The following is a 19226-nucleotide window of genomic DNA, read 5'->3' as shown; positions in this document are numbered from 1 at the left end:
CTCTACCACCTAAGTGATAGGATGAACGTCAGATAGAACCCTACAAACCTCTGAACCCAGGAGAATACAATGACAATCGTGGCAGAACCCACCCTGGCCCAACAATTAGGACTGGACCAGTACGGCATCAAAAACAGCCAGGAAATCGTTCGCAACCCCTCGTACGAGCAGCTTTTCGCGGAAGAGACTCGCCCTGACCTGGAAGGGTTCGAGCGCGGCGTCGTCACCGAACTGGGCGCCGTTAACGTCAACACCGGTATCTTCACCGGCCGCTCTCCGAAAGATAAATATATCGTCAAAGATGCCACTACCCAGGATACTGTGTGGTGGTCTGACCAGGGTAAAAACGATAACAAAGCGATTACCCCCGAAGTGTGGTCACATCTGAAAGGGCTGGTCACCAAACAGCTCTCCGGCAAGCGCCTGTTTGTGGTCGACGGCTTCTGCGGCGCCAACCCGGACACCCGCCTGGCCGTGCGCATCATCACCGAGGTGGCCTGGCAGGCACACTTCGTGAAAAACATGTTCATCCGCCCAAGCGATGAAGAGCTGAAAACCTTCAAGCCTGACTTCGTGGTGATGAACGGTGCCAAGTGCACCAACCCGAACTGGAAAGAGCAGGGTCTCAACTCCGAGAACTTTGTTGCCTTCAACATGACCGAGAAGATGCAGCTCATCGGTGGCACTTGGTACGGTGGCGAGATGAAGAAGGGCATGTTCTCCATGATGAACTACTTCCTGCCCCTGCGCGGCATTGCCTCCATGCACTGCTCCGCCAACGTGGGTCAGGACGGCGACGTGGCCATCTTCTTCGGCCTCTCCGGCACCGGCAAGACCACCCTCTCCACCGATCCCAAGCGTCAGCTGATCGGCGATGACGAGCACGGCTGGGATGACCACGGCGTGTTCAACTTCGAAGGTGGCTGCTACGCCAAGACCATCAAGCTCTCCGAAGAGGCCGAGCCGGATATCTACCACGCCATCCGCCGCGATGCGCTGCTGGAGAACGTGACCGTTGCTGCCGATGGCACCATCGACTTCGATGATGGCTCCCGTACCGAGAACACCCGCGTCTCCTACCCGATCTATCACATCGAGAACATCGTCAAGCCGGTCTCCAAGGCAGGTCACGCCACCAAGGTGATCTTCCTGACTGCCGACGCCTTCGGCGTGCTGCCCCCGGTCTCCAAGCTGACCAAGGAGCAGACCAAGTACCACTTCCTCTCTGGCTTCACCGCCAAACTGGCTGGTACCGAGCGCGGCATCACCGAGCCGACTCCGACCTTCTCCTCCTGCTTCGGCGCAGCCTTCCTCTCCCTGCACCCGACCAAGTACGGTCAGGAGCTGGTGAAACGGATGGAAGCGGCAGGTGCAGAGGCCTATCTGGTCAACACCGGCTGGAACGGTACCGGCAAGCGCATCTCCATCAAGGATACCCGCGCCATCATCGACGCCATCCTGGATGGCTCCATCGAGAAGGCCGAGACCAAGGTGCTGCCGATCTTCAATCTGGAAGTGCCGACTGCACTGCACGACGTGAACCCGGCGATCCTCGACCCGCGCGACACTTACGCCAACAAGGCCGAGTGGGATGCCAAGGCGCAGGATCTGGCCCAGCGCTTCATCAAGAACTTCGAGCGCTTCACCGATAACGACGAGGGCAAACGTCTGGTAGCGGCAGGTCCGCAGCTGTAACAGACCCCTTCGCATCAACGATGATGATGCCGGTCAGCCACGCTGACCGGCATTTTTGTTTTTATGGAGTTCCGAACGCCGCCAGCCATGCCGCGGCGAGCCCCTAAACCTTGCCATGCGGGGTGTGACGGGGTAGATTCAGCCAAACTTTATACAATATACAATTTTGTAACGCCCAATCGTGACCCGACCATGACCCCACCCTACAAGACCCGAACCCAGATGGTGATGGAAAACCTCCGCGGCCGGATCCTCCGTGGGGAGTTCCCCGCCGGCGCCCCTCTGCGTCAGGATGCCATCGCCAAGGAGCTGGCCGTGAGCCGCATTCCGGTGCGGGAAGCACTGATGCAGCTGGAAGCGCAGGGGCTGGTGAAATTCGAGGCCCACCGCGGCGCCGTCGTCACCATGCTGGATGCCGCAGCCATCGACGAGCTCTTTTATTTGCGAGCGCTGCTGGAAGCCGATACCCTGTTCCACGCCGTTGACAAGATGACGGAAGCCACCTTCGCCGAGGCGGAGGCCATCCTCGCCCAGTTTGATCACGCCCTGGAGTCAGGCACCCAGATCGAACACTGGGCCGAGTTGAACCACAGCTTTCACGCCACCCTCTATCAGGCAGCCGGTCGCCCCCAGGCACTTGAACTGATCGCCCAGATCAATCTGAGCTGTGACCGCTATGTCCGCTTCGAGCTGCTCTTTGCCACCGATGGCGTGGACAAGGCGGAGCGTGAACACGCCCAACTGCTGGAGCTGTGCCGCGCCCGGCGCAAGCACGAGGCAGTGGTGCTGCTCAGGCAGCATATCGAGGCAGCAGGCCAGTCGATCAAGCGGATCCTGGCTGGCGGCCACAAGAAATGAACACTCATAAAGCAACCATCTGGCACTAACGACATGAATAATTTCGAGATAATTGAAACCCGCGTCGCCCAAGTCAGGGCCGAGCTGGCCATGCAGGAGTTGGACGCCTTTATCGTCCCCCATGATGATGAGCACCTCGGCGAGTACATCCCCGCCTACGCCGAGCGGCTGGACTGGATCACCGGGTTCAATGGCTCCGCCGGCGTCGCCATCATCATGGCCCAGCGTGCCGCCCTCTTCGTCGATGGTCGCTACACGGTGCAGGCTCGCATGCAGGCGCCGTCCGAGCTGTTCGAATTTCTCCACCTCATTGAAGATCCCCATGTGCAGTGGCTGGCCGAGCAGCTGCCCTCCGGCACCCGGGTCGGTTTCGACGCCCGTCTGCACAGCCTGACCTGGTACAAGAACGCAAAAGCGGTGCTGGCCGAGCGTGGTATCGAGCTGGTGCGGGTCGAGCAGAACCCCATCGATCTTAACTGGAGCGATCGTCCCGAGCCGACCAAGACGCCGGTCATCCTCTACAGCGAAGAGCTGGCAGGCCAGTCGAGTCAGGCCAAGCGCGAACAGCTGGCCGCCGATCTGCGCAAGCGCGGCCTCGATGCCGTGCTGCTGACCCAGGCCGAGCCCATCAACTGGCTGCTCAACCTGCGTGGTCGCGATATCGAGCGGCTGCCGGTGGTGCTCGGTTTTGCCGTGCTCTACGCCAATACCACCATGGATTTCTTCGTCGATACCGACAAGATTGACTGCTTCGCCTTCAGCCAGCACGTGGGGCAGGATGTCTCCGTCTACCCCATCGACAAGCTGGGCGACGTGCTGCAGCGCATCGGTGAAGATCAACAGAAGGTGCTGGCCGATCCGGACAGCGCCAACGCCTGGACCCAGCTCATCATGGAAGAGGCGGGCGCCATTCTGGTGGCAGGCCAAGACCCGACCATGCTGCCGAAGGCATGCAAGAACGAGATCGAGCTGACCGGCATGCGCGCTGCTCACCTGCGCGACGGCGTGGCCATGACCCGCTTCCTCGCCTGGCTGGATCGGCTGATCGCCTCCGGCGAGTTCGAGGGTGTGGATGAAGGCACCCTGGCCGATCAGGTGGAAGCGTTCCGCCGTGAGCAGGAGCACTACGTCGAGCCGAGCTTCGACACCATCTCCGCACTCGGCCCCAACGCCGCCATGTGCCACTACCACCACACCAACGGCACCCCGCGTGCGTTTGGTCAGGACAGCCTCTATCTGCTCGATTCCGGTGGCCAATACATGGATGGCACCACCGACATCACCCGCACCATCAAGGTGGGTGAGGTGAGCGACGAGCAGAAAGCGATGTTTACCCGGGTTCTGCAGGGTCATATCGCGCTGGATCAGGCCCGCTTCCCGCGCGGCACCGCCGGGATCCAGCTCGACGTGCTGGCCCGCATGCCGCTGTGGCAAGCCGGTTACAACTACGACCACGGCACCGGTCACGGCGTCGGCCACTTCCTGAGCGTCCACGAAGGGCCCCAGCGCATCGCCCCGAAAGGGAACATGGTGGCGCTGCAACCGGGCATGGTGCTCTCCAACGAGCCGGGCTACTACCGTGAAGATGGTTTTGGCATCCGCTGCGAAAACCTGGTGGTGGTGAGCGAGCTGGAGCAGATCGGCGAGCTGCCAATGCTGGGCTTCGAGCGTCTGACCTATGTACCGTTCGATACCCGCCTGATCGACCGCAGCCTGCTGAGCCCGGCCGAATTCCGCTGGATCAACGAATACCACGCCGAGGTGTTCCGCCGCCTGAGCCCGCTGCTCGAGGGCGAGGATCTCGCCTGGCTGGAACAGGCAACCAGCCTCATCTGATGACACAGGGCCTGCGGGCCCTGTTTTTTTGCCCCCCCTTTTGACCTGTATCAACACCCTGCCCGGGCTGGTCAGGAAAATGGCGACCATGAAAATTCATCAAGCCAACCCAGCAAGGGGCGCGCACGCCAGCACCGGCAAAGCGGCAACTCTTCACCCCAGACTGGTGCGCGAGCAGCGGACAGTCAGTGCCATGATCCGCCTCTACTGCCAGCACCATCATCAGGATCCCCACTGCCGTCACTGTCGCAAGCTGCGGGATTTCGCCCACCAGCGGCTCGCCCGCTGCCGTTACGGCCACGGTCACAAGCCCACCTGCGCCAACTGCAACATCCACTGCTATGCGCCAGCGATGCGCAAACAGATCCAGCAGGTGATGCGCTGGAGTGGCCCCCGCATGTTGCTGCGCCACCCCTGGCTGGCCATCCGCCATCTGCTCGATGGCTGGCGCAAGGCCCCCAAACTGCCCCACAGCCGCCCGCTTCCCCCCTGATCGCTCATGCAGGATTCAGAAATCAATCGCTAAGATCTGCTTGTCTGGCACAGACCCCTTGTCTGCCCTGAACAGTGGAGAAACAAGATGAGCTGGTTTACCCGTTTTCGTGAGCGTCGGGCCCTGCGCCGCTATCTGGCGATGTCGGCGATCCTGGCCAAAGAGTATGGCGCCTGCGAGCAATACAGCGCAGGACAGTTGCTGACCCAGGCCAGGATCCATAAACTGCCGACCCGCTGGCTTGGTTACTACTTCGCGCTCTATCGCCACGAAAGCGCGCCCGAACTGGTCAGCGGCTGGCAGCTCGATGATGCGCGGCTGCTCGCCCTGCGCCAGTCGCTCGCCGAGAGCCTGTTTCACCACGACATTGCCTATACCGCTCTGGATGTCCGCGAGCTGGCTCGCCCCGCCCAATGGCGCGGTGGCAGCGATCGCAAGGTACAGACCCAGGGCATCACCTTTCGCCAATATTGACCAGAGACGCCTTGATGCACCACAACCCGCCCCTGCTGCGCCCCGCGACCCATACCGACATGCACGCCATCTGGCAGATCGATGCCAAGGTCTTTGGCGAAGATGTCTATCCCGCCTTCTTCTTCCGTCAGGCGATGGATCTCTGGCCCGAGCTGCTGCTGGTGGCCGAGTACGAGGGAAATCTGGTCGGTTATGTGCTGGGTGGTTTCGGTCAGGAGCGGTCGCAAGGCTGGGTACTCTCGCTGGCGGTGCTGCCCGAGGCGCGTGGTTTCGGGCTGGCCGAGCGGATGATGCGTCAGATGGAGACCAACATGGAGGGGCTGCAGATCAGCGAATTGCAGCTCACGGTCGATCCCGCCAATCCGGCCCAGCGCCTCTACTACCGGCTCGGTTATCAGCTGGTCGAAGAGGTGGCCGACTACTTCGGCCCCGGCGAGGATCGGCTGGTGCTGGTCAAAAAGCTCACTGATACAGCTGCGATTCAAGGATAAAAGCGGTTACAGAACGCATAATTGGTTACATTTTGCCGATTTCATGTCCCGCTTGCTTGGAGTAAAGTTCAATTCATCGAACTGATTGTTTGAATTCTATTCAGCCTTGGAGGCCTATCATGTTGAAACGAATGACCATTATTGCCCTGCTGGCCGCCACCACCATCACTGGTTGCGCCAATAGCGATGTCTACTCTGGCGATGTCTACACCAAAGACCGTGCCAAGCAGGTTCAAACCGTCAGCTACGGCACCATCATCTCTACCCGCCCGGTCAAGATCCAGGCCGATGAGAACTCCCTGATGGGTACCATCGGCGGCGCCGTGGTCGGCGGTCTGCTGGGCAGCACCGTTGGTGGTGGTACCGGTCGCGATCTCGCAGCCGCAGGCGGCGCCATCGCCGGTGCCGCAGCCGGTAACGCCATCGGCAACAAGATGAATCAGGTCGACGGCGTCGAGCTGGAGATCAAGAAAGAGAACGGCGAAGCCATCGTAGTGGTACAGAAAGCCAGCCCCACTTTCAGACCGGGTGCCCGTGTCCGCATGACCCAGGGTAACGGCAGCATCAACGTGGCTGTCGTGAATTAAGAGTGCGAACTAAAAGCGCCACCGCGCTTGCACCATAAAAAAACCGCCGGAACCGGCGGTTTTTTTGTTGTCTGACGTTCGGGATTACATGCTGTAGGCCTTCTCGCCATGTGTGGTCACATCCAGCCCTTCCCGCTCGGCATCGCCGTTCACTCGCAGACCCACCACCAGGTCAACCAGCTTGAAGGAGATCGCCGCCACGGCACCGGACCAGAGGATGGTCACACCAACCCCGATGGCCTGGATCTTCACTTGCCCAAGGATGGAGTAACCCTCGGCCACCTGATTGGTGACATAGTCCCACACCCCGGTGCCGCCCAGATCCGGGCTGGCAAAGACGCCGGTCAGCAGGGCACCGAGAATGCCGCACACCCCGTGCACACCAAACACGTCCAGGCTGTCGTCGGCACCCAGCAGACGCTTGAGACCGTGGACACCCCACAGACCCGCCACGCCACTGATAAGACCCATCACCAGACCACCGCCAACGCCGACCAGACCGGCTGCCGGAGTGATCACCACCAGACCGGATACGGCGCCGGAGGCCGCACCCAGCAGGGAGGGGCGTCCCTTCATCACCCACTCGGCCAGCGTCCATGACAGGGCTGCCGCAGCCGGAGCGACCCAGGTATTGATAAAGGCCAGCGCAGCAACACCGTTGGCTTCCAGCGCCGAGCCGGCATTGAAGCCGAACCAGCCGAACCAGAGCAGTGAGGCGCCGATCATGGTCATGGTCAGACTGTGGGGAGTCATGGGATCACGACCGTAGCCCAGACGTTTGCCCACCAGATAGGCCCCCACCAGACCCGCCACGGCGGCGTTGATATGCACTACGGTGCCGCCCGCGAAGTCCAGCGCACCATGCTGGAACAGATAACCGGCGGTGGCGGTTGCAGCGGCAGCCGCATCAGCGCTGGTGTAAGCATCCGGCCCCGCCCAGTACCACACCATATGAGCCAGCGGTATATAGGCGAAGGTGAACCAGATGACCGAGAAGAGCAGCACGGCAGCAAACTTGATGCGCTCAGCAAAGGCACCGACGATAAGGCCGCAGGTGATGGCGGCAAAGGCCCCCTGAAACACCACATAGATGAACTCGCTGATACCAACCCCCTTGCTGAAGGTGGCCGCGATGGAGTCAGGAGTGACCCCCTTGAGCAGCACCTTGCTGAAGGAGCCGAACACGCTGTTACCCTCGGTAAAGGCGAGCGAGTAGCCGTAGATGACCCAGAGCACGCAGATGAGGCAGAACAGGGTAAAGACCTGCATCAGCACGCTCAGCATGTTTTTGGCGCGCACCAGCCCGCCGTAGAAGAGTGCCAGACCGGGGATCGACATCAGGATCACCAGTGCGGCCGAGAGCAGCATCCAGGTGTTGTCGCCCTTGTTGATCGTCACGCTGGCAACCGGTGCCACCGCAGCCTGAACCTGAGAGACCTCATCGGCCCAACTTGGGGTCACCAGCAACGCCGTCAGTATCGGCAGACCCGCCATCATCCATTTTTTGACCATAGAGCACTCTCCTTCCCTGTCGTACCGGTATAAACCGGCTCCGTTTCCTTGATTGAACTTGTGGCCACTGCTCGCGAGCCTCGATTCGCCGGGTGCAGATGGCCAGAAATGACCGCCTGATGGTAAAAAGCATAAAGTGGGCCAAAAGTTAAAACTCATTTAAATCATAATATTAGATATAAACAAACTCCTTTTTGCACCAAAATGGCGCGAGCGTTGCGCTAAGCCACTACCGGTCGCCCTGTGACAGGGCAAGCGGTCGCCCTCGCACCAGAAATGCACAAAATCAGGCGCAACCCCACATGCCGGAGTGATGATCATCGCGCCCGGCCGGCTCGCCGTTTACACTGGCTGAACGCCATGCCGCCACAAGCGGCACTACAGATTCATGATGAGGGCCATTTTCGACACTCTGATGGCAGGCCCAATCCGAGGAACACCATGCAGTCCGATCGTCTCGACCTCAGCGTCACCCGCTATCGTCACTTTGACGCAGAACACCGCGCCCATAGCACCCTGCTGGGGATACTGGTGCTGGCCATCATCTCCACCCATCTCACCCTGCTGCCCCACTACCCCGCCGAGCGGATCCATGTCAGCAGCCTGGGGTTCGAGCTGGTCAACTGGCTCACCATGATCTTTCTGTTCTGGGTGGTGCAGTGCGCCCATCTGCCAGCCAAAACCTATCGCCTGCTCTCCTGCGGCCTGACGCTGTGGATCCTGGGGGCGACCGCCGACATCATGGACGAGCTGGTCGCCCAGCCGCTCTGGATCGCCATCTATGCCGAGGATCTGCTGCGATCCAGCGGTATCCTGCTGAGCAGCATCGGTATCCTGAGCACCATGCATCACCTCTTTCATATCAATAGCCAGCTCAGACAACAGGCGCTGTTTGACGATCTGACCCGACTGCCCAACCGGCGCTACTTTCATCAGCAGCTGTTTTTGGGAGAGGGGGAGTATCAGGTGCTGCTCCTGCTCGATCTCGATCACTTCAAATGGATCAACGACAACTTCGGCCACGACATGGGGGACAAGGTGTTGCAGCAGTTTGGTGCCCTGCTGCAACAGCACAGCCCGGCCGGAGGGCTGGCAGCCCGCGTCGGCGGTGAGGAGTTCGCAATCCTGCTGCCCGACGCTAACCAGATGGAACTGGAGCAGCTCGCAGCGACCCTGCTGGCAGCAACCCGCACCATAGCCCCCGATCCGGCTCATCCTCTGACAGTCAGCATCGGGTTCGGCATCCGCGGGCAGCAGGAGCCGGCGGTCTCGCTGTTCAAGCGGGTGGATCAGGCGCTCTACAGTGCCAAGGAGGCAGGCAGAGACCGCTATGTGTCGGCTATCCCTGCCAATAACGAAGAGTGAACCCACTCTGGAGCACGACCGGCCAGACATAACATCGCTGATGGAAAAGGGGCCTTATGGCCCCTTTTCCATCCGTAAAATTCCCCCGCCTAAAAGCGGAAGGTGAGCCCGATATTGGCCTGCCACTGGGTCACCAGATCCCCCTTCACCTTGAACAGGCACTGATCCGGGTTGCAGAGAAACTCGCTGCTGTCGTTGGCAAGTGACCCGTAGCCCCGCACCTCGGCCCGCAGGGCCAGATGCTCGGACAGGCGGGGCTGAACGCCGAGCGCCAGCGACATGGAGGGCATCACCTCGCTGTCATAAGCGGCAAAACGCGTGACCCCGATACCGGCACCGATATAGGGCGCCATCAGGTTGTCAGCGAGGATCAGTGCACCGGCAAAGTGCAGGGTATCCACCGTCAGGCGATCCGGCTGATCGGGGGAGAGGGTGGTGGACTGGTGGCTGTAGAGCAGCTCGATCATGCCGGGGTCATCCACCTCCCTGCTGATGAAGAGCCCCCAGCTGCCGGAGGCCTGCCCCTTCAGCTCGTCGAGGCTGGTCGACACCGGCGCGGGCTGCGGATCCTCGCTGCGCTTGAAATCGATGGCGGAGCTGTAGCCGTAAAATGGCGTCACCTGCCAGCTCAATTCGGCCCCGGCCTCCCCCTCGCCGCTCCACGCCTGCCCAAGGGGCAACAGTGCCCCCATCATCACCATTCCGACTCGTCTCATCCTCACCTCCGGCCAATCCATTTTGCTCAAAAAGCATACCAGAGCCGCCTCATCGCCATCCTAAATGGCACCTGTACCGGCTCATTTTCCGCAGCGTTAAAAGCACCAACGTCATTCATCGGCCATTAACCGCGGCCACGTATGCTGGCGCCCAATCCGGGTCATGGTGGCCCGGCACAAGCCGACAGCAGAAGGATGCCGGAGATGGCAACAGCCCCCCTCAACGACCCGCAACACACCCTCGCCAATACCCTGCGGGCTACCGCCCACGCCATCGAGGAGAGCCATATCAGCCTGCGCCAGATGCTCGCGCTGGTCGGCGAGCAGGGGATGCTGCTGTTTTGCGTGTTGCTCACTGTCCCCTTCCTGCTGCCGGTCTCGATCCCCGGCGTCAGTACCCCGTTTGGCCTCTTGATCCTCTTTATCGGTATCGGCATAACCCTCAACCGGGTGCCCTGGCTGCCCGCCATCCTGATGGAGCGCCGCTTCGCTGCCGACCAGCTCAAGCCGACCCTGCACAAGGGAGCGGATCTGCTGGCCCGGGTCGATCGCGTTATCCGCCCGCGCCTGCTTGCCCTGACCGCCAGCAGCACCATCAACCGCTGCAACGGGCTGCTGATCATGCTGGCCGCCCTGCTGCTGATGCTGCCCCTGGGCGCCATCCCCTTCACCAACGCCCTGCCCGCCTGGGCCATTCTGCTGCTGGCTACCGGCATGCTGCAGCGGGATGGTCTGTTTGTCGCCGGCGGCTATCTGCTGGTGAGCGCGACCCTGGTCTGGTTCGGAGCACTGGCGGCCGGCCTGCTGATGGCGGGCCAGAGCGCCACCAGTTTGCTCGGCTAAATGAGAGGCAAAGAAAAAGGGCGACCGGATGGTCGCCCTTTTTGACTTGTGCGGGATCCGCCGTTACAGCAGATCGTAGATAAGGGCCGAGATGGCCAGCAGCCCGATCACCAGCACGAAGAGGGTACTCGCCCCGCGATAACGCTTGAGGGCGGGCAGACGATAGATGGAGCAGGCCGGCAGCAGGAACAGGATCACCGCGATGAGCGGCCCGCTCACCTTCTCGATGATCTCCAGCACGTTCGGGTTCAGGTAGGTAATCACCCCGGTCACCACGAACAGGATCACCGACGAGACCCGCGCGATGGTCGTTTCACGCAGGGAAAGTCCCAGCCCCTGACAGGCACCGCTCACCATGCTCACCGTCCCCTCGCTCACCCCCATGGAGGTGCCGAGGAAGGATTTGGACATGGCCAGAATGGCGATAAGCGGCCCCACATAGGCGATCAGCGGATTGGAGAACTTGTTCGCCAGCGCAGACAGCACGGAGATATTGTCGATGCGGGCCTGCGCCATCTCGGCCTGACTCAGGCTCATCACGCAGCTCACCACGAAGAAGAGCACGCTGCCGCAAATCAGCAGGCTGCTGCACTTGATGATCCGCTTGGCGCGCAGGTCGGCGCTCTCCTGACAGCGCTTCTTCTGCGCCGCACTGAAGGAGGAGATGATGGGTGCATGGCTGAAGGAGAACACCATCACCGGCACGATCAGCCAGAGGGATTTCCAGAACGCCGGATCACGCCAGTCCACCGCCTGACTCTCGCTGAAGTAGGAGAGGCTCCACTGGGGCAGCAGATAGATGGAGAGGCCGATGAGGAAGGCAACCATGGGCAACGCCAGCACGCTGATGGCCGACACCACGATCTGCTTGCCCGCCAATAGCACCAGATGCAGACCCAGCATCACTCCCAATACCAGCAGACCGCGCGGGATCTCGGCATCCCCCAGCTGGTGCACCACAAAGCTCTGGATCGCATTGGTGATGGAGATGCTGTAGACCAGAATGATGGGGTAGAAGGCAGTCAGATAGACCAGCATCAGCAGCTTGCCCGCCCGCGCCCCGAAGTGCTCCTCCACCACATGGGTGATATCCCCCTCCTTGTGGGAGCTGGATAGCACAAAGCGGCTCAAAGCCCGATGGGAATAATAAGAGAGCGGAAATGCGAGCAGCAAAATAAACAATAAAATAACCGGCGAATTACTGCCGACGGTAATTGGGAGAAATAGCGTACCGGCACCGACCGCCGTGGCATATAAGCCCATGGTCCATACCGAATCACTTTTCTCCCATTTCAATTTTGAAACCGGGTTACTCTTTTCAGCAATAGAAACACTCATTGCAATATATACCTTATTAATCTGTCATCATTATTTTTATTGGCCCGAATAACAGGCTGGCAATATCAGGCGGCATTTGGCCGCAGGTGCAGAAAAAGCAAATCCGCCAGCGGCCAACAGGGCCACCGGAGTGAAATGGAGATGCCACGCTACCATCGTTGAAATCGCCATCCGGGTCAAGGTTAATAATTCATGACCGTTTGAATCGGATTGTTTCAAAACGGGGCGAGATGTATCGCATTCGTCACCAGCACACCCATTTATCCCCGTTTGATAACATACCGATAAACCCTTGTTCTGTTGCCCAACAACACAAATAAGAACAGCGATCGGGCAGCCAATATTACCACCATAGCTCGCGAGATATCAGTGAAATAATATGGCGAACTTTTCATCCAATTAACTTTTGCATCAACAAGGGTTTGTTCATTAATTTTCGGGGACGGCCGGACAGTGCGCCACCCGATTGCGCCCCGTCCGCTTGGACTCGTAGAGCCACTCGTCGGCACGGGCCAGCGCCACATTGATATCCTCTCCGGGCTGCACCAGCGTGGCCCCCAGACTGACCGTCATGCCGATCGGTTCGGCGGGCAGCGCCTCGACCGCGGCGCGGATCCCCTCGGCCATCTGCAACAAGCCTGCCTCATCAATCCGTGGCAGCAGGATCACGAACTCCTCGCCACCACTGCGCACAAACAGATCCTCTGCCCGCAGCCGACCATCGACGCAGGCGGCAAAGCGTTGCAGTGCCAGATCCCCCTGCTGATGGCCGAAGCGGTCGTTGATCTGCTTGAAGTGATCGATATCGAGCATAAGCAGGCCACAGGGGGCCTCGCTGCCCCTCACCTGCTGGCAATGCTCGAAGAAGTAGCGGCGGTTATGGAGGCCGGTCAGCTGGTCGGTCTCGCTCTGGCGCTGCAGGCGCTGCTGCAACTCGAACTGGCGGGTGATATTGCGGGTCACCCAGGCCACCGCCCGCTTGCCGTCATAGAGGGATGGCAGAGGGGCAATCTTGCCCTCAAAGCGCTGCACGCCTTGCGGCCCGACACCGGCATTGATGCCACCCACCTCGTTGGCCGCCAACTCATACTCCACCACCCGCACCAGACCGCTGTTGAGCGCCAGTGCGACCTGATCCATCACCCAGAGGGACATCGCCTCCGGCAGCACATCCAGCAGCCGCTTGCCAGCCAGCGGATTGCCGTCCTGATAGGATTGATGCTCCATGCCTCCTATGTATTCCACGTAATAGCCATCTTCACTCAGGATGAAGACCGGATCTGGCAACTGGGCCATCACCTCGTAAAGCTGCGATACCGAAAGAGTCATGGATGCTCCTGTACTTCTGTGGCCAACAGGGGCTGGCTATTGTGCCCCAACTCGACAGCCCGCCAACCATCACCATATGGGACAGATTTCCAGCAGTGCCAAGATTCCTTTACAGCAAGTTTATCCCGTTTGGTGAAACAACCCGACGCAACCCGCAATCCCGCAGTTCGCCACCCATATCCCATTGTTTCAAAAAGAGGCTTCGTTTAGGCTCCTGTGGCTCGCCCCCATTTTGATCCCTCCATGGAGACGCAGCCCGATGCAGCAGGAGGGGAATCGCACAAGGAGTTGCAGGATGAAGAATGCCATCGTCAAAGCCCGTTTCGAGGCGGTCAGCCTCGAGGGAGAACAGCTCACCCTCAAGATCGCCATCAAGGCCCCCGAGCCGGATCCACGCTCGGCTGGCGGTGACTGGCGCTGCAAGGTGAAGCTGGCGGGGCTGAGCGACAAGACCTTTATCTACGGCATCGACAGCCTGCAGGCCCTGAGCCTCGCCATCAAGTTTGTCGAGACCGAGCTGCGCGCCTTCTCCGATGCGGGCTGGCAGTTCTATCTGCCCGATTGCCCCGATCACCCCATCGACATGAGCGCCTGCTACTTCCCGGCGCTCTAGCCCGGCCCATCCAAGGAGACCAGATGCACGGACCCGATCCCGCCAATCCCCACCCCATGAACGGCTTCCCCCAGGTGTGCTTTATCAAGAACACCATCAAGGGGCCCAATATCGAGGTGGGTGACTACACCTATTACGACGACCCGGAGGATTCGGCGGGCTTCGAGCGCAACGTCCTCTACCACTTCCCCTTCATCGGCGACAAGCTCATCATCGGCAAGTTCTGCGCCATCGCTCGCGGGGTGAAGTTCATCATGAATGGCGCCAACCACCAGACCTCCGGCTTCTCCACCTACCCCTTCTTTATCTTCGGCAACGGCTGGGAGAGTGCAGCCCCCGCCCCGGGCAGCCTCCCCTACAAGGGCGATACCGTCATCGGCAACGATGTCTGGATTGGCTATGACGCCCTGATCATGCCGGGAGTACAAGTCGGCAACGGCGCCATTATCGCCGCCCGCTCCGTGGTCACCGGCGACGTGCCCGCCTACGCCGTGGTCGGCGGCAACCCCGCCAAGGTGATCCGCTACCGCTTCGACGACGACACCATCTCCCGTCTCAACGCCATCGCCTGGTGGGACTGGCCGGTAGAGCAGATCAGCCGCAACCTGCCGCTTATCAGCGGCGGCGAGATAGCCGCGCTGGAAGCGGCAACCCGTTAGAGACAACCACTATCAAGCAGGAAGCACTATGCAACTCACCCCACCCCAACCGCCTCAGGACAATGAGATCGAAGCGCTGCGCCTTGGTCTTTCCGGCTTCAACAAGGATCACGCCGGCACCCATCTGCGCGAGCGGATCGCCAGCTTTATCAAGGATAAAGAGGGCAAGGTACACGGCGGCATCATCGCCGACATCAAGTGGGGCTGGCTGCACGTCGACTGGCTCTGGATCGATGAAAGCATCCGCCGCGATGGCTGGGGCGGCCGCCTGCTCGGCGCCATGGAGCAGTACGCCCAAAGCAAGGGCATCAGCAACTACCATCTGGAAACCACCAGTTTTCAGGCCCTCCCCTTCTATCAGAAGCAGGGTTACGAGGTCTTTGGCCAGCTGCCCGATATGCCACCGGGGCATATCAGTTACTTCCTGAAAAAGCAGTCATAAGCCGATGAGCAGCCGCAACAGCCCTGCAAGAGAAAAGGCGCCGGGTAGCAGGAATCTCTCCTTCTATAGGCGCCTTGCCTTGCTCTTTGCGCTGCTTGCAACCAGCTCCAGCGCCTTTGCCCTGTCACTACACGACCTGGATCCTGCATTTGAGCGGTGCGAAGCAATCAAGTCACAACACAGCGCCACACTGCCCGCGAAAAGCGACCCCTTCTGGTCACTGGAGAAGGAACAACAGACGACAGTGCTGATCTATCTGCATGAGAAAGCATGGAGCGCTGCACCGCAGCAGAAGTAGATGCGCTGGCGCTCAAGGCGTTCCATCAGGCGGTTGAGGGAGACCGCAGTTTTCTCGACACCTTAATCAAGGCGAGAACCACCACGCTCACTCAAGCCCAGCAAACCCAATTGCAGCAGATTGGTCAGGCAGAGCTGGACAGGTTGGCTGGCATGAAGGAATTTGCTCTGCCTTTCTCGCTAACCAAGTACCTCAAGAATATTAAGTAATATATGGGGATAAATATATCCAACCATTGTTGATTTGCAGTATATCTCAATCTTTACATTAAATACTTCTGACAAATTGACATTGGCGATACACTACCATCATGAATAAAATCTTTATATTTGGAAATAAGAAGCATGGATAAAATAAATAGAAATGAGCCATGTTGGTGTGGTTCAGGTAAAAAATATAAAAAGTGCCACTACCTCCGTTCAAATGAAGAACCTCATTCCATAGGTCGTTTACTAGCTGAATTAAAAACAAAAAAAAGCCATAAACAATGCTTACATCCTGATGCAAGCCAAGAAACCTGCACAAGCAAAATAATTGATGCTCACTCAATTCAGAAAAATGGTCCACTAAAACATGTCGCTGACGAAACCAATCATGTTTATACATTCGGGATAGACACAACAGGAAAAGAATGTATATCGAAAATTGGGTTGCAAAAAGCATCAACCTTTAAAGGTTTCTGTAGCTTACACGACAAGTCTATGTTTAGTCCTATCGAGGATGAAATATATAAAGGCTCATCATTTCAATGTTTCTTGGCTGGATATCGTGCTTACGCACTTGAGTATTTTAAAAAAATAAGTGCAGTTAAGGGGCTACCCTTCATGAGAGAAAATGTAGATAGAGGCATGTCTGTCGAACAACAACTTGAGGTCCAAATAACATTGAATAGCATGTTTCAAGGCTTTTCAAAAGGATTGGATGATTTTAAAGAAACTCTTGATATATATACAAACCACTACAAACTATGTAAATGGGATGAATTTAATAGTGCATCATTTTACTTTACTGGCGATTTAAGCCTGGCCGTTAGCGGAACATTCTCTCCTGACTTTTCACTGGCTGGAGAGAGGCTACAAATGTTAACACCCAATGTGCGATTCGTTGAAAATCTTTCAATAAATACTCTTACAACAAAAAACGGATATGCCATTGTTTTTTCATGGCCGAAGGTTTTCAAAAAATGTACTCGCTTTGTGGAGTCACTTTCAGCTATAGATACGGACTTACTTCCCAGCAGACTAATTGAATTGATTTTCAGTTATATAGAGAATGTTTATTTTTCTAAAACATGGGTAGATGGATTACCAAAGTCTGTTAGAGTTGATATCGAAAAAATGGCTAGAAACCCAATTCAATATGGGAAAGCCGTGTGTTTTACAGGAAATACCTACACTAATTGGGAAATAGAAGAGATCATATACAACTTATAATTTACTTAAATTGGATCTAAATAGCTAAAAGCCGGCGTGATATATAAATGTGATGGCCAGCACGGTCACTTGCCTCACGCCCACGATTTTTGCACTGGCGAAACGATATCAAGAATCATCGTCGCACCAACGAAACAATCCTGCTGGAGCAAACAAAGCAAAGCGGCAAGCAGTGGCGGGGATCTGCCCCTCCGATCTGCTTGCCGCTGTCTGTTACCACAGGTGTAAACGTCGTTAACGACCCAAAAACGGTTCCCAGTCCTTGAACACCGGCTGCAACCCCGCCTGTCGCACGGCGGCGGCCACTTCCCCCACCGGGCGGTCGTCGTGGATGGCGAACTGCTCCAGCTCCTCCGCATCCCCCTCGGCATAGCCACCCGGCTGGGTGCGCGACTCGGCCGACATCTGGGTGATGCCAAGACGCACCGCGCCGTTGCGAAAGGTGGCCGACTCACGGGTGGAGAGGGACAAATCCAGCGTGGGCGAGAAGAGGCGCCAGGCACAGATAAGCTGGGCCAGCTGGCGATCCGACATGACCACGGCAGGCTCCAGCCCGCCGGTGCAGGGGCGCAGGCGCGGGAAGGAGAGCGAGTAGCGACTCTGCCAGTGGTGACGCTCAAGCCAGCTCAGGTGCTCGGCGACAAAGTAGCTGTCGGCGCGCCAATCCGAGGAGAGACCGATCAGCGCCCCCAAGCCGATTTTGTCGATACCGGCACGGCCGAGCCGATCCGGCGTGGCAAGGCGCCACGCGATATCCCGCTTGTTGCCGCGCAGATGGTGGCGGGCGTAGGTGGGGGCGTGGTAGGTCTCCTGATAAACCATGACGGCATCGAGGCCGAGGCTTTTCAGCTCGGCATATTCGGCCTGCGAGAGGGGCTGTACCTCCATCCCTACCGTGCTGAAGTGGCGGCGGATGATGGGCATCACCTCGCGAAAATAGGCGAGCCCCACCTTGTGTTCATGCTCGCCGGTCACCAGCAGCACGCTGTCAAAACCGCGCGCCTTGATGGCCAGACACTCGCGCTCAATCTCCTCTGTATTCAGGGTCTTGCGCTTGAGGCGGTTGCTCATGGAGAAGCCGCAGTAGGTGCAGTCGTTGGCGCAGAGGTTCGACAGATAGAGCGGTACATAGAAGCCGATGGTGTTGCCGAAACGCTGGCGGGTCAGCCGCTCGGCCTCGGCCGCCATCTGCGGCAAGTACGCCTCGGCAGCTGGCGAGATCAGCGCCATAAAATCGGCCAGAGTGCGGCGCGGGGCACTCAGGGCGCGTGTCACATCGGCGGCGGTCTTGGCGCGGATCTGCATGCCGATATCGTCCCACTCAAGTTCGTACCAGCGGTCGAGAAAGGAAGGCTCCTTAGCCCTCACCCCCGGCCCCCTCACCCCCAGCCCCTCTCCCAGAGGGAGAGGGGGGCAAACCTCTGGCTGCCCTTGGGGCACGGGGGAGATGTTCATGGTCGCCCCTGTTTCATGACTCATAACGCCCCCAGAAAATCGGTGAGCGGGCTGGAGGCTTGGGCCTGCAGGGCGCGGGCGCCGAGACCTGCCTCATAGGCGCTGCGACCGGCGCTGCAGGCGAGCGCGAAAGCGCGGCCCATGGCGACCGGATCGCCGCTCACCGCGATGGCGGTGTTGACCAGCACGGCATCGGCCCCCAGTTCAAAGGCGGCGGCGGCGTGGCTTGGCGCACCTATGCCCGCATCCACCACCACAGGCACATTGGCCTGCTCGACGATGATGGCGAGAAACTCCCGGGTCACCAGCCCCTGATTGGAACCGATGGGGGCGCCGAGCGGCATCACGGCGGCGCAGCCCACCTCTTCCAGCCGCTTGCAGAGCACGGGGTCGGCGCCGCAGTAGGGCAGCACCACAAAACCCTCTTTCACCAGCTGCTCGGCGGCTTTCAGCGTCTCGATGGGATCGGGCAAGAGGTAGCGCGGGTCGGGGTGGATCTCCAGCTTCAGCCAGTTTGTCCCCAGCGCCTCGCGGGCGAGGTGGGCGGCAAATACCGCCTCGGCGGCAGTCTTGGCGCCGGAGGTGTTGGGCAAGAGCTTGACCCCGAGTTGCAGCAAGGGGCTCAGGATATCGTCGTGGGCCTTGCCCGGTTCGAGCCGCTTGATGGCCATGGTGACCAGTTGGGAGCCGCTCGCCTCGATGGCGGCGGCCATCAGTTCCGGGCGGGCAAACTTGCCGGTGCCGGTAAAGAGGCGCGATGAGAAGGTGTGATCGGCAATGGTCAGCATG

At 59.1% G+C, this 19226-nt stretch carries 21 protein-coding genes; 15 read left to right on the top strand and 6 right to left on the bottom strand.

Annotation, left to right across the window (positions count from 1 at the left end):
- Positions 1-69: 69 nt before the first annotated feature.
- The 7 genes from pckA to BS300_RS17015 all read left to right on the top strand — a co-directional run bounded on the left by pckA (position 70) and on the right by BS300_RS17015 (position 6434).
- Entirely contained in the window at positions 70-1695 is a 1626-nt protein-coding gene (gene pckA / locus BS300_RS17045) for a phosphoenolpyruvate carboxykinase (ATP) (protein WP_041209673.1), read from the top strand.
- A 192-nt stretch (positions 1696-1887) separates the two neighbouring features.
- Positions 1888-2553, top strand: a complete 666-nt coding sequence (locus tag BS300_RS17040; RefSeq protein ID WP_033113736.1) for a GntR family transcriptional regulator — start codon at positions 1888-1890, stop codon at positions 2551-2553.
- Between the two features lie 33 nt (positions 2554-2586).
- On the top strand, positions 2587-4389 hold the full coding sequence (locus BS300_RS17035) for an aminopeptidase P family protein (protein ID WP_071914174.1): 1803 nt from the start codon (positions 2587-2589) through the stop codon (positions 4387-4389).
- Between the two features lie 88 nt (positions 4390-4477).
- Positions 4478-4882, top strand: a complete 405-nt coding sequence (locus BS300_RS17030) for a nitrous oxide-stimulated promoter family protein (RefSeq protein ID WP_071914172.1) — start codon at positions 4478-4480, stop codon at positions 4880-4882.
- Between the two features lie 87 nt (positions 4883-4969).
- Positions 4970-5356 (top strand): DUF6559 family protein, encoded by a 387-nt coding sequence (locus tag BS300_RS17025; RefSeq protein WP_042032206.1) that lies wholly within the window; start codon positions 4970-4972, stop codon positions 5354-5356.
- 14 nt (positions 5357-5370) lie between these two features.
- Positions 5371-5847, top strand: coding sequence for an N-acetyltransferase (locus BS300_RS17020; RefSeq protein WP_071914170.1), 477 nt, complete (start codon positions 5371-5373; stop codon positions 5845-5847).
- Between the two features lie 119 nt (positions 5848-5966).
- Positions 5967-6434, top strand: a complete 468-nt coding sequence (locus tag BS300_RS17015) for a glycine zipper 2TM domain-containing protein (protein ID WP_071914168.1) — start codon at positions 5967-5969, stop codon at positions 6432-6434.
- A gap of 84 nt (positions 6435-6518) precedes the next feature.
- Here BS300_RS17015 and amt read toward each other — a convergent pair whose 3' ends face one another.
- Positions 6519-7946 (bottom strand): ammonium transporter, encoded by a 1428-nt coding sequence (gene amt / locus BS300_RS17010; RefSeq protein WP_033113730.1) that lies wholly within the window; start codon positions 7944-7946, stop codon positions 6519-6521.
- A 441-nt stretch (positions 7947-8387) separates the two neighbouring features.
- Between amt and BS300_RS17005 the strand changes: the two genes are divergently transcribed.
- Entirely contained in the window at positions 8388-9311 is a 924-nt protein-coding gene (locus BS300_RS17005) for a GGDEF domain-containing protein (protein WP_071914166.1), read from the top strand.
- Between the two features lie 89 nt (positions 9312-9400).
- Here the strand turns inward: BS300_RS17005 and BS300_RS17000 are convergent, their stop codons facing one another.
- Positions 9401-10027, bottom strand: coding sequence for a porin family protein (locus BS300_RS17000; RefSeq protein WP_071914165.1), 627 nt, complete (start codon positions 10025-10027; stop codon positions 9401-9403).
- Positions 10028-10231: 204 nt separating this feature from the next.
- Here BS300_RS17000 and BS300_RS16995 point away from each other — a divergent pair, with 204 nt between their 5' ends.
- A complete protein-coding gene (locus tag BS300_RS16995) occupies positions 10232-10870 on the top strand; it encodes an exopolysaccharide biosynthesis protein (protein ID WP_071914163.1) in 639 nt (212 codons plus the stop codon).
- Positions 10871-10933: 63 nt separating this feature from the next.
- On the opposite strand, the gene BS300_RS16990 is transcribed toward BS300_RS16995, so the two are convergent.
- Positions 10934-12208, bottom strand: a complete 1275-nt coding sequence (locus tag BS300_RS16990) for a serine/threonine protein kinase (protein WP_041209665.1) — start codon at positions 12206-12208, stop codon at positions 10934-10936.
- 429 nt (positions 12209-12637) lie between these two features.
- Complete coding sequence (locus BS300_RS16985) at positions 12638-13537, bottom strand: sensor domain-containing diguanylate cyclase (RefSeq protein WP_071914162.1); 900 nt, start codon at positions 13535-13537, stop codon at positions 12638-12640.
- Positions 13538-13832: 295 nt separating this feature from the next.
- On the opposite strand from BS300_RS16985, the gene BS300_RS16980 reads away from it, so the two are divergent.
- From BS300_RS16980 to BS300_RS16960, 6 genes are all read left to right on the top strand, one after another.
- Positions 13833-14150, top strand: coding sequence for a hypothetical protein (locus BS300_RS16980; protein ID WP_071914160.1), 318 nt, complete (start codon positions 13833-13835; stop codon positions 14148-14150).
- A 23-nt stretch (positions 14151-14173) separates the two neighbouring features.
- Positions 14174-14809, top strand: coding sequence for a Vat family streptogramin A O-acetyltransferase (locus BS300_RS16975; protein ID WP_071914158.1), 636 nt, complete (start codon positions 14174-14176; stop codon positions 14807-14809).
- 28 nt (positions 14810-14837) lie between these two features.
- Positions 14838-15251, top strand: coding sequence for a GNAT family N-acetyltransferase (locus BS300_RS16970; RefSeq protein WP_071914156.1), 414 nt, complete (start codon positions 14838-14840; stop codon positions 15249-15251).
- A gap of 4 nt (positions 15252-15255) precedes the next feature.
- Positions 15256-15549, top strand: a complete 294-nt coding sequence (locus BS300_RS21515) for a hypothetical protein (RefSeq protein ID WP_239693839.1) — start codon at positions 15256-15258, stop codon at positions 15547-15549.
- A complete protein-coding gene (locus BS300_RS21510; RefSeq protein WP_239693838.1) occupies positions 15522-15758 on the top strand; it encodes a hypothetical protein in 237 nt (78 codons plus the stop codon). The genes BS300_RS21515 and BS300_RS21510 overlap by 28 nt, the downstream gene beginning before the upstream one ends.
- Positions 15759-15893: 135 nt before the next feature.
- On the top strand, positions 15894-16982 hold the full coding sequence (locus tag BS300_RS16960) for an SEC-C domain-containing protein (protein ID WP_071914155.1): 1089 nt from the start codon (positions 15894-15896) through the stop codon (positions 16980-16982).
- A 234-nt stretch (positions 16983-17216) separates the two neighbouring features.
- Here BS300_RS16960 and thiH read toward each other — a convergent pair whose 3' ends face one another.
- A complete protein-coding gene (gene thiH / locus BS300_RS16955; RefSeq protein ID WP_071914153.1) occupies positions 17217-18437 on the bottom strand; it encodes a 2-iminoacetate synthase ThiH in 1221 nt (406 codons plus the stop codon).
- Positions 18438-18457: 20 nt separating this feature from the next.
- A complete protein-coding gene (locus BS300_RS16950; RefSeq protein ID WP_071914151.1) occupies positions 18458-19225 on the bottom strand; it encodes a thiazole synthase in 768 nt (255 codons plus the stop codon).
- Between the last annotated feature and the right edge of the window lies 1 nt (position 19226).

It is taken from the genome of Aeromonas sp. SCS5 (assembly GCF_001887375.1).
GTDB classification, from domain to species: Bacteria; Pseudomonadota; Gammaproteobacteria; order Enterobacterales; family Aeromonadaceae; genus Aeromonas; species Aeromonas jandaei.
The sequence above is the reverse complement of the archived record's forward strand: the minus strand, read 5'-3'. Positions and strand labels throughout refer to the sequence as shown.

Coding starts and splice junctions, on each gene's coding strand:
- pckA (WP_041209673.1), top strand. CDS start 70: ATGACAATCGTGGCAGAACCCACCCTGGCCCAACAATTAGGACTGGAC.
- BS300_RS17040 (WP_033113736.1), top strand. CDS start 1,888: ATGACCCCACCCTACAAGACCCGAACCCAGATGGTGATGGAAAACCTC.
- BS300_RS17035 (WP_071914174.1), top strand. CDS start 2,587: ATGAATAATTTCGAGATAATTGAAACCCGCGTCGCCCAAGTCAGGGCC.
- BS300_RS17030 (WP_071914172.1), top strand. CDS start 4,478: ATGAAAATTCATCAAGCCAACCCAGCAAGGGGCGCGCACGCCAGCACC.
- BS300_RS17025 (WP_042032206.1), top strand. CDS start 4,970: ATGAGCTGGTTTACCCGTTTTCGTGAGCGTCGGGCCCTGCGCCGCTAT.
- BS300_RS17020 (WP_071914170.1), top strand. CDS start 5,371: ATGCACCACAACCCGCCCCTGCTGCGCCCCGCGACCCATACCGACATG.
- BS300_RS17015 (WP_071914168.1), top strand. CDS start 5,967: ATGTTGAAACGAATGACCATTATTGCCCTGCTGGCCGCCACCACCATC.
- amt (WP_033113730.1), bottom strand. CDS start 7,946: ATGGTCAAAAAATGGATGATGGCGGGTCTGCCGATACTGACGGCGTTG.
- BS300_RS17005 (WP_071914166.1), top strand. CDS start 8,388: ATGCAGTCCGATCGTCTCGACCTCAGCGTCACCCGCTATCGTCACTTT.
- BS300_RS17000 (WP_071914165.1), bottom strand. CDS start 10,027: ATGAGACGAGTCGGAATGGTGATGATGGGGGCACTGTTGCCCCTTGGG.
- BS300_RS16995 (WP_071914163.1), top strand. CDS start 10,232: ATGGCAACAGCCCCCCTCAACGACCCGCAACACACCCTCGCCAATACC.
- BS300_RS16990 (WP_041209665.1), bottom strand. CDS start 12,208: ATGAGTGTTTCTATTGCTGAAAAGAGTAACCCGGTTTCAAAATTGAAA.
- BS300_RS16985 (WP_071914162.1), bottom strand. CDS start 13,537: ATGACTCTTTCGGTATCGCAGCTTTACGAGGTGATGGCCCAGTTGCCA.
- BS300_RS16980 (WP_071914160.1), top strand. CDS start 13,833: ATGAAGAATGCCATCGTCAAAGCCCGTTTCGAGGCGGTCAGCCTCGAG.
- BS300_RS16975 (WP_071914158.1), top strand. CDS start 14,174: ATGCACGGACCCGATCCCGCCAATCCCCACCCCATGAACGGCTTCCCC.
- BS300_RS16970 (WP_071914156.1), top strand. CDS start 14,838: ATGCAACTCACCCCACCCCAACCGCCTCAGGACAATGAGATCGAAGCG.
- BS300_RS21515 (WP_239693839.1), top strand. CDS start 15,256: ATGAGCAGCCGCAACAGCCCTGCAAGAGAAAAGGCGCCGGGTAGCAGG.
- BS300_RS21510 (WP_239693838.1), top strand. CDS start 15,522: ATGGAGCGCTGCACCGCAGCAGAAGTAGATGCGCTGGCGCTCAAGGCG.
- BS300_RS16960 (WP_071914155.1), top strand. CDS start 15,894: ATGGATAAAATAAATAGAAATGAGCCATGTTGGTGTGGTTCAGGTAAA.
- thiH (WP_071914153.1), bottom strand. CDS start 18,437: ATGAACATCTCCCCCGTGCCCCAAGGGCAGCCAGAGGTTTGCCCCCCT.
- BS300_RS16950 (WP_071914151.1), bottom strand. CDS start 19,225: ATGCTGACCATTGCCGATCACACCTTCTCATCGCGCCTCTTTACCGGC.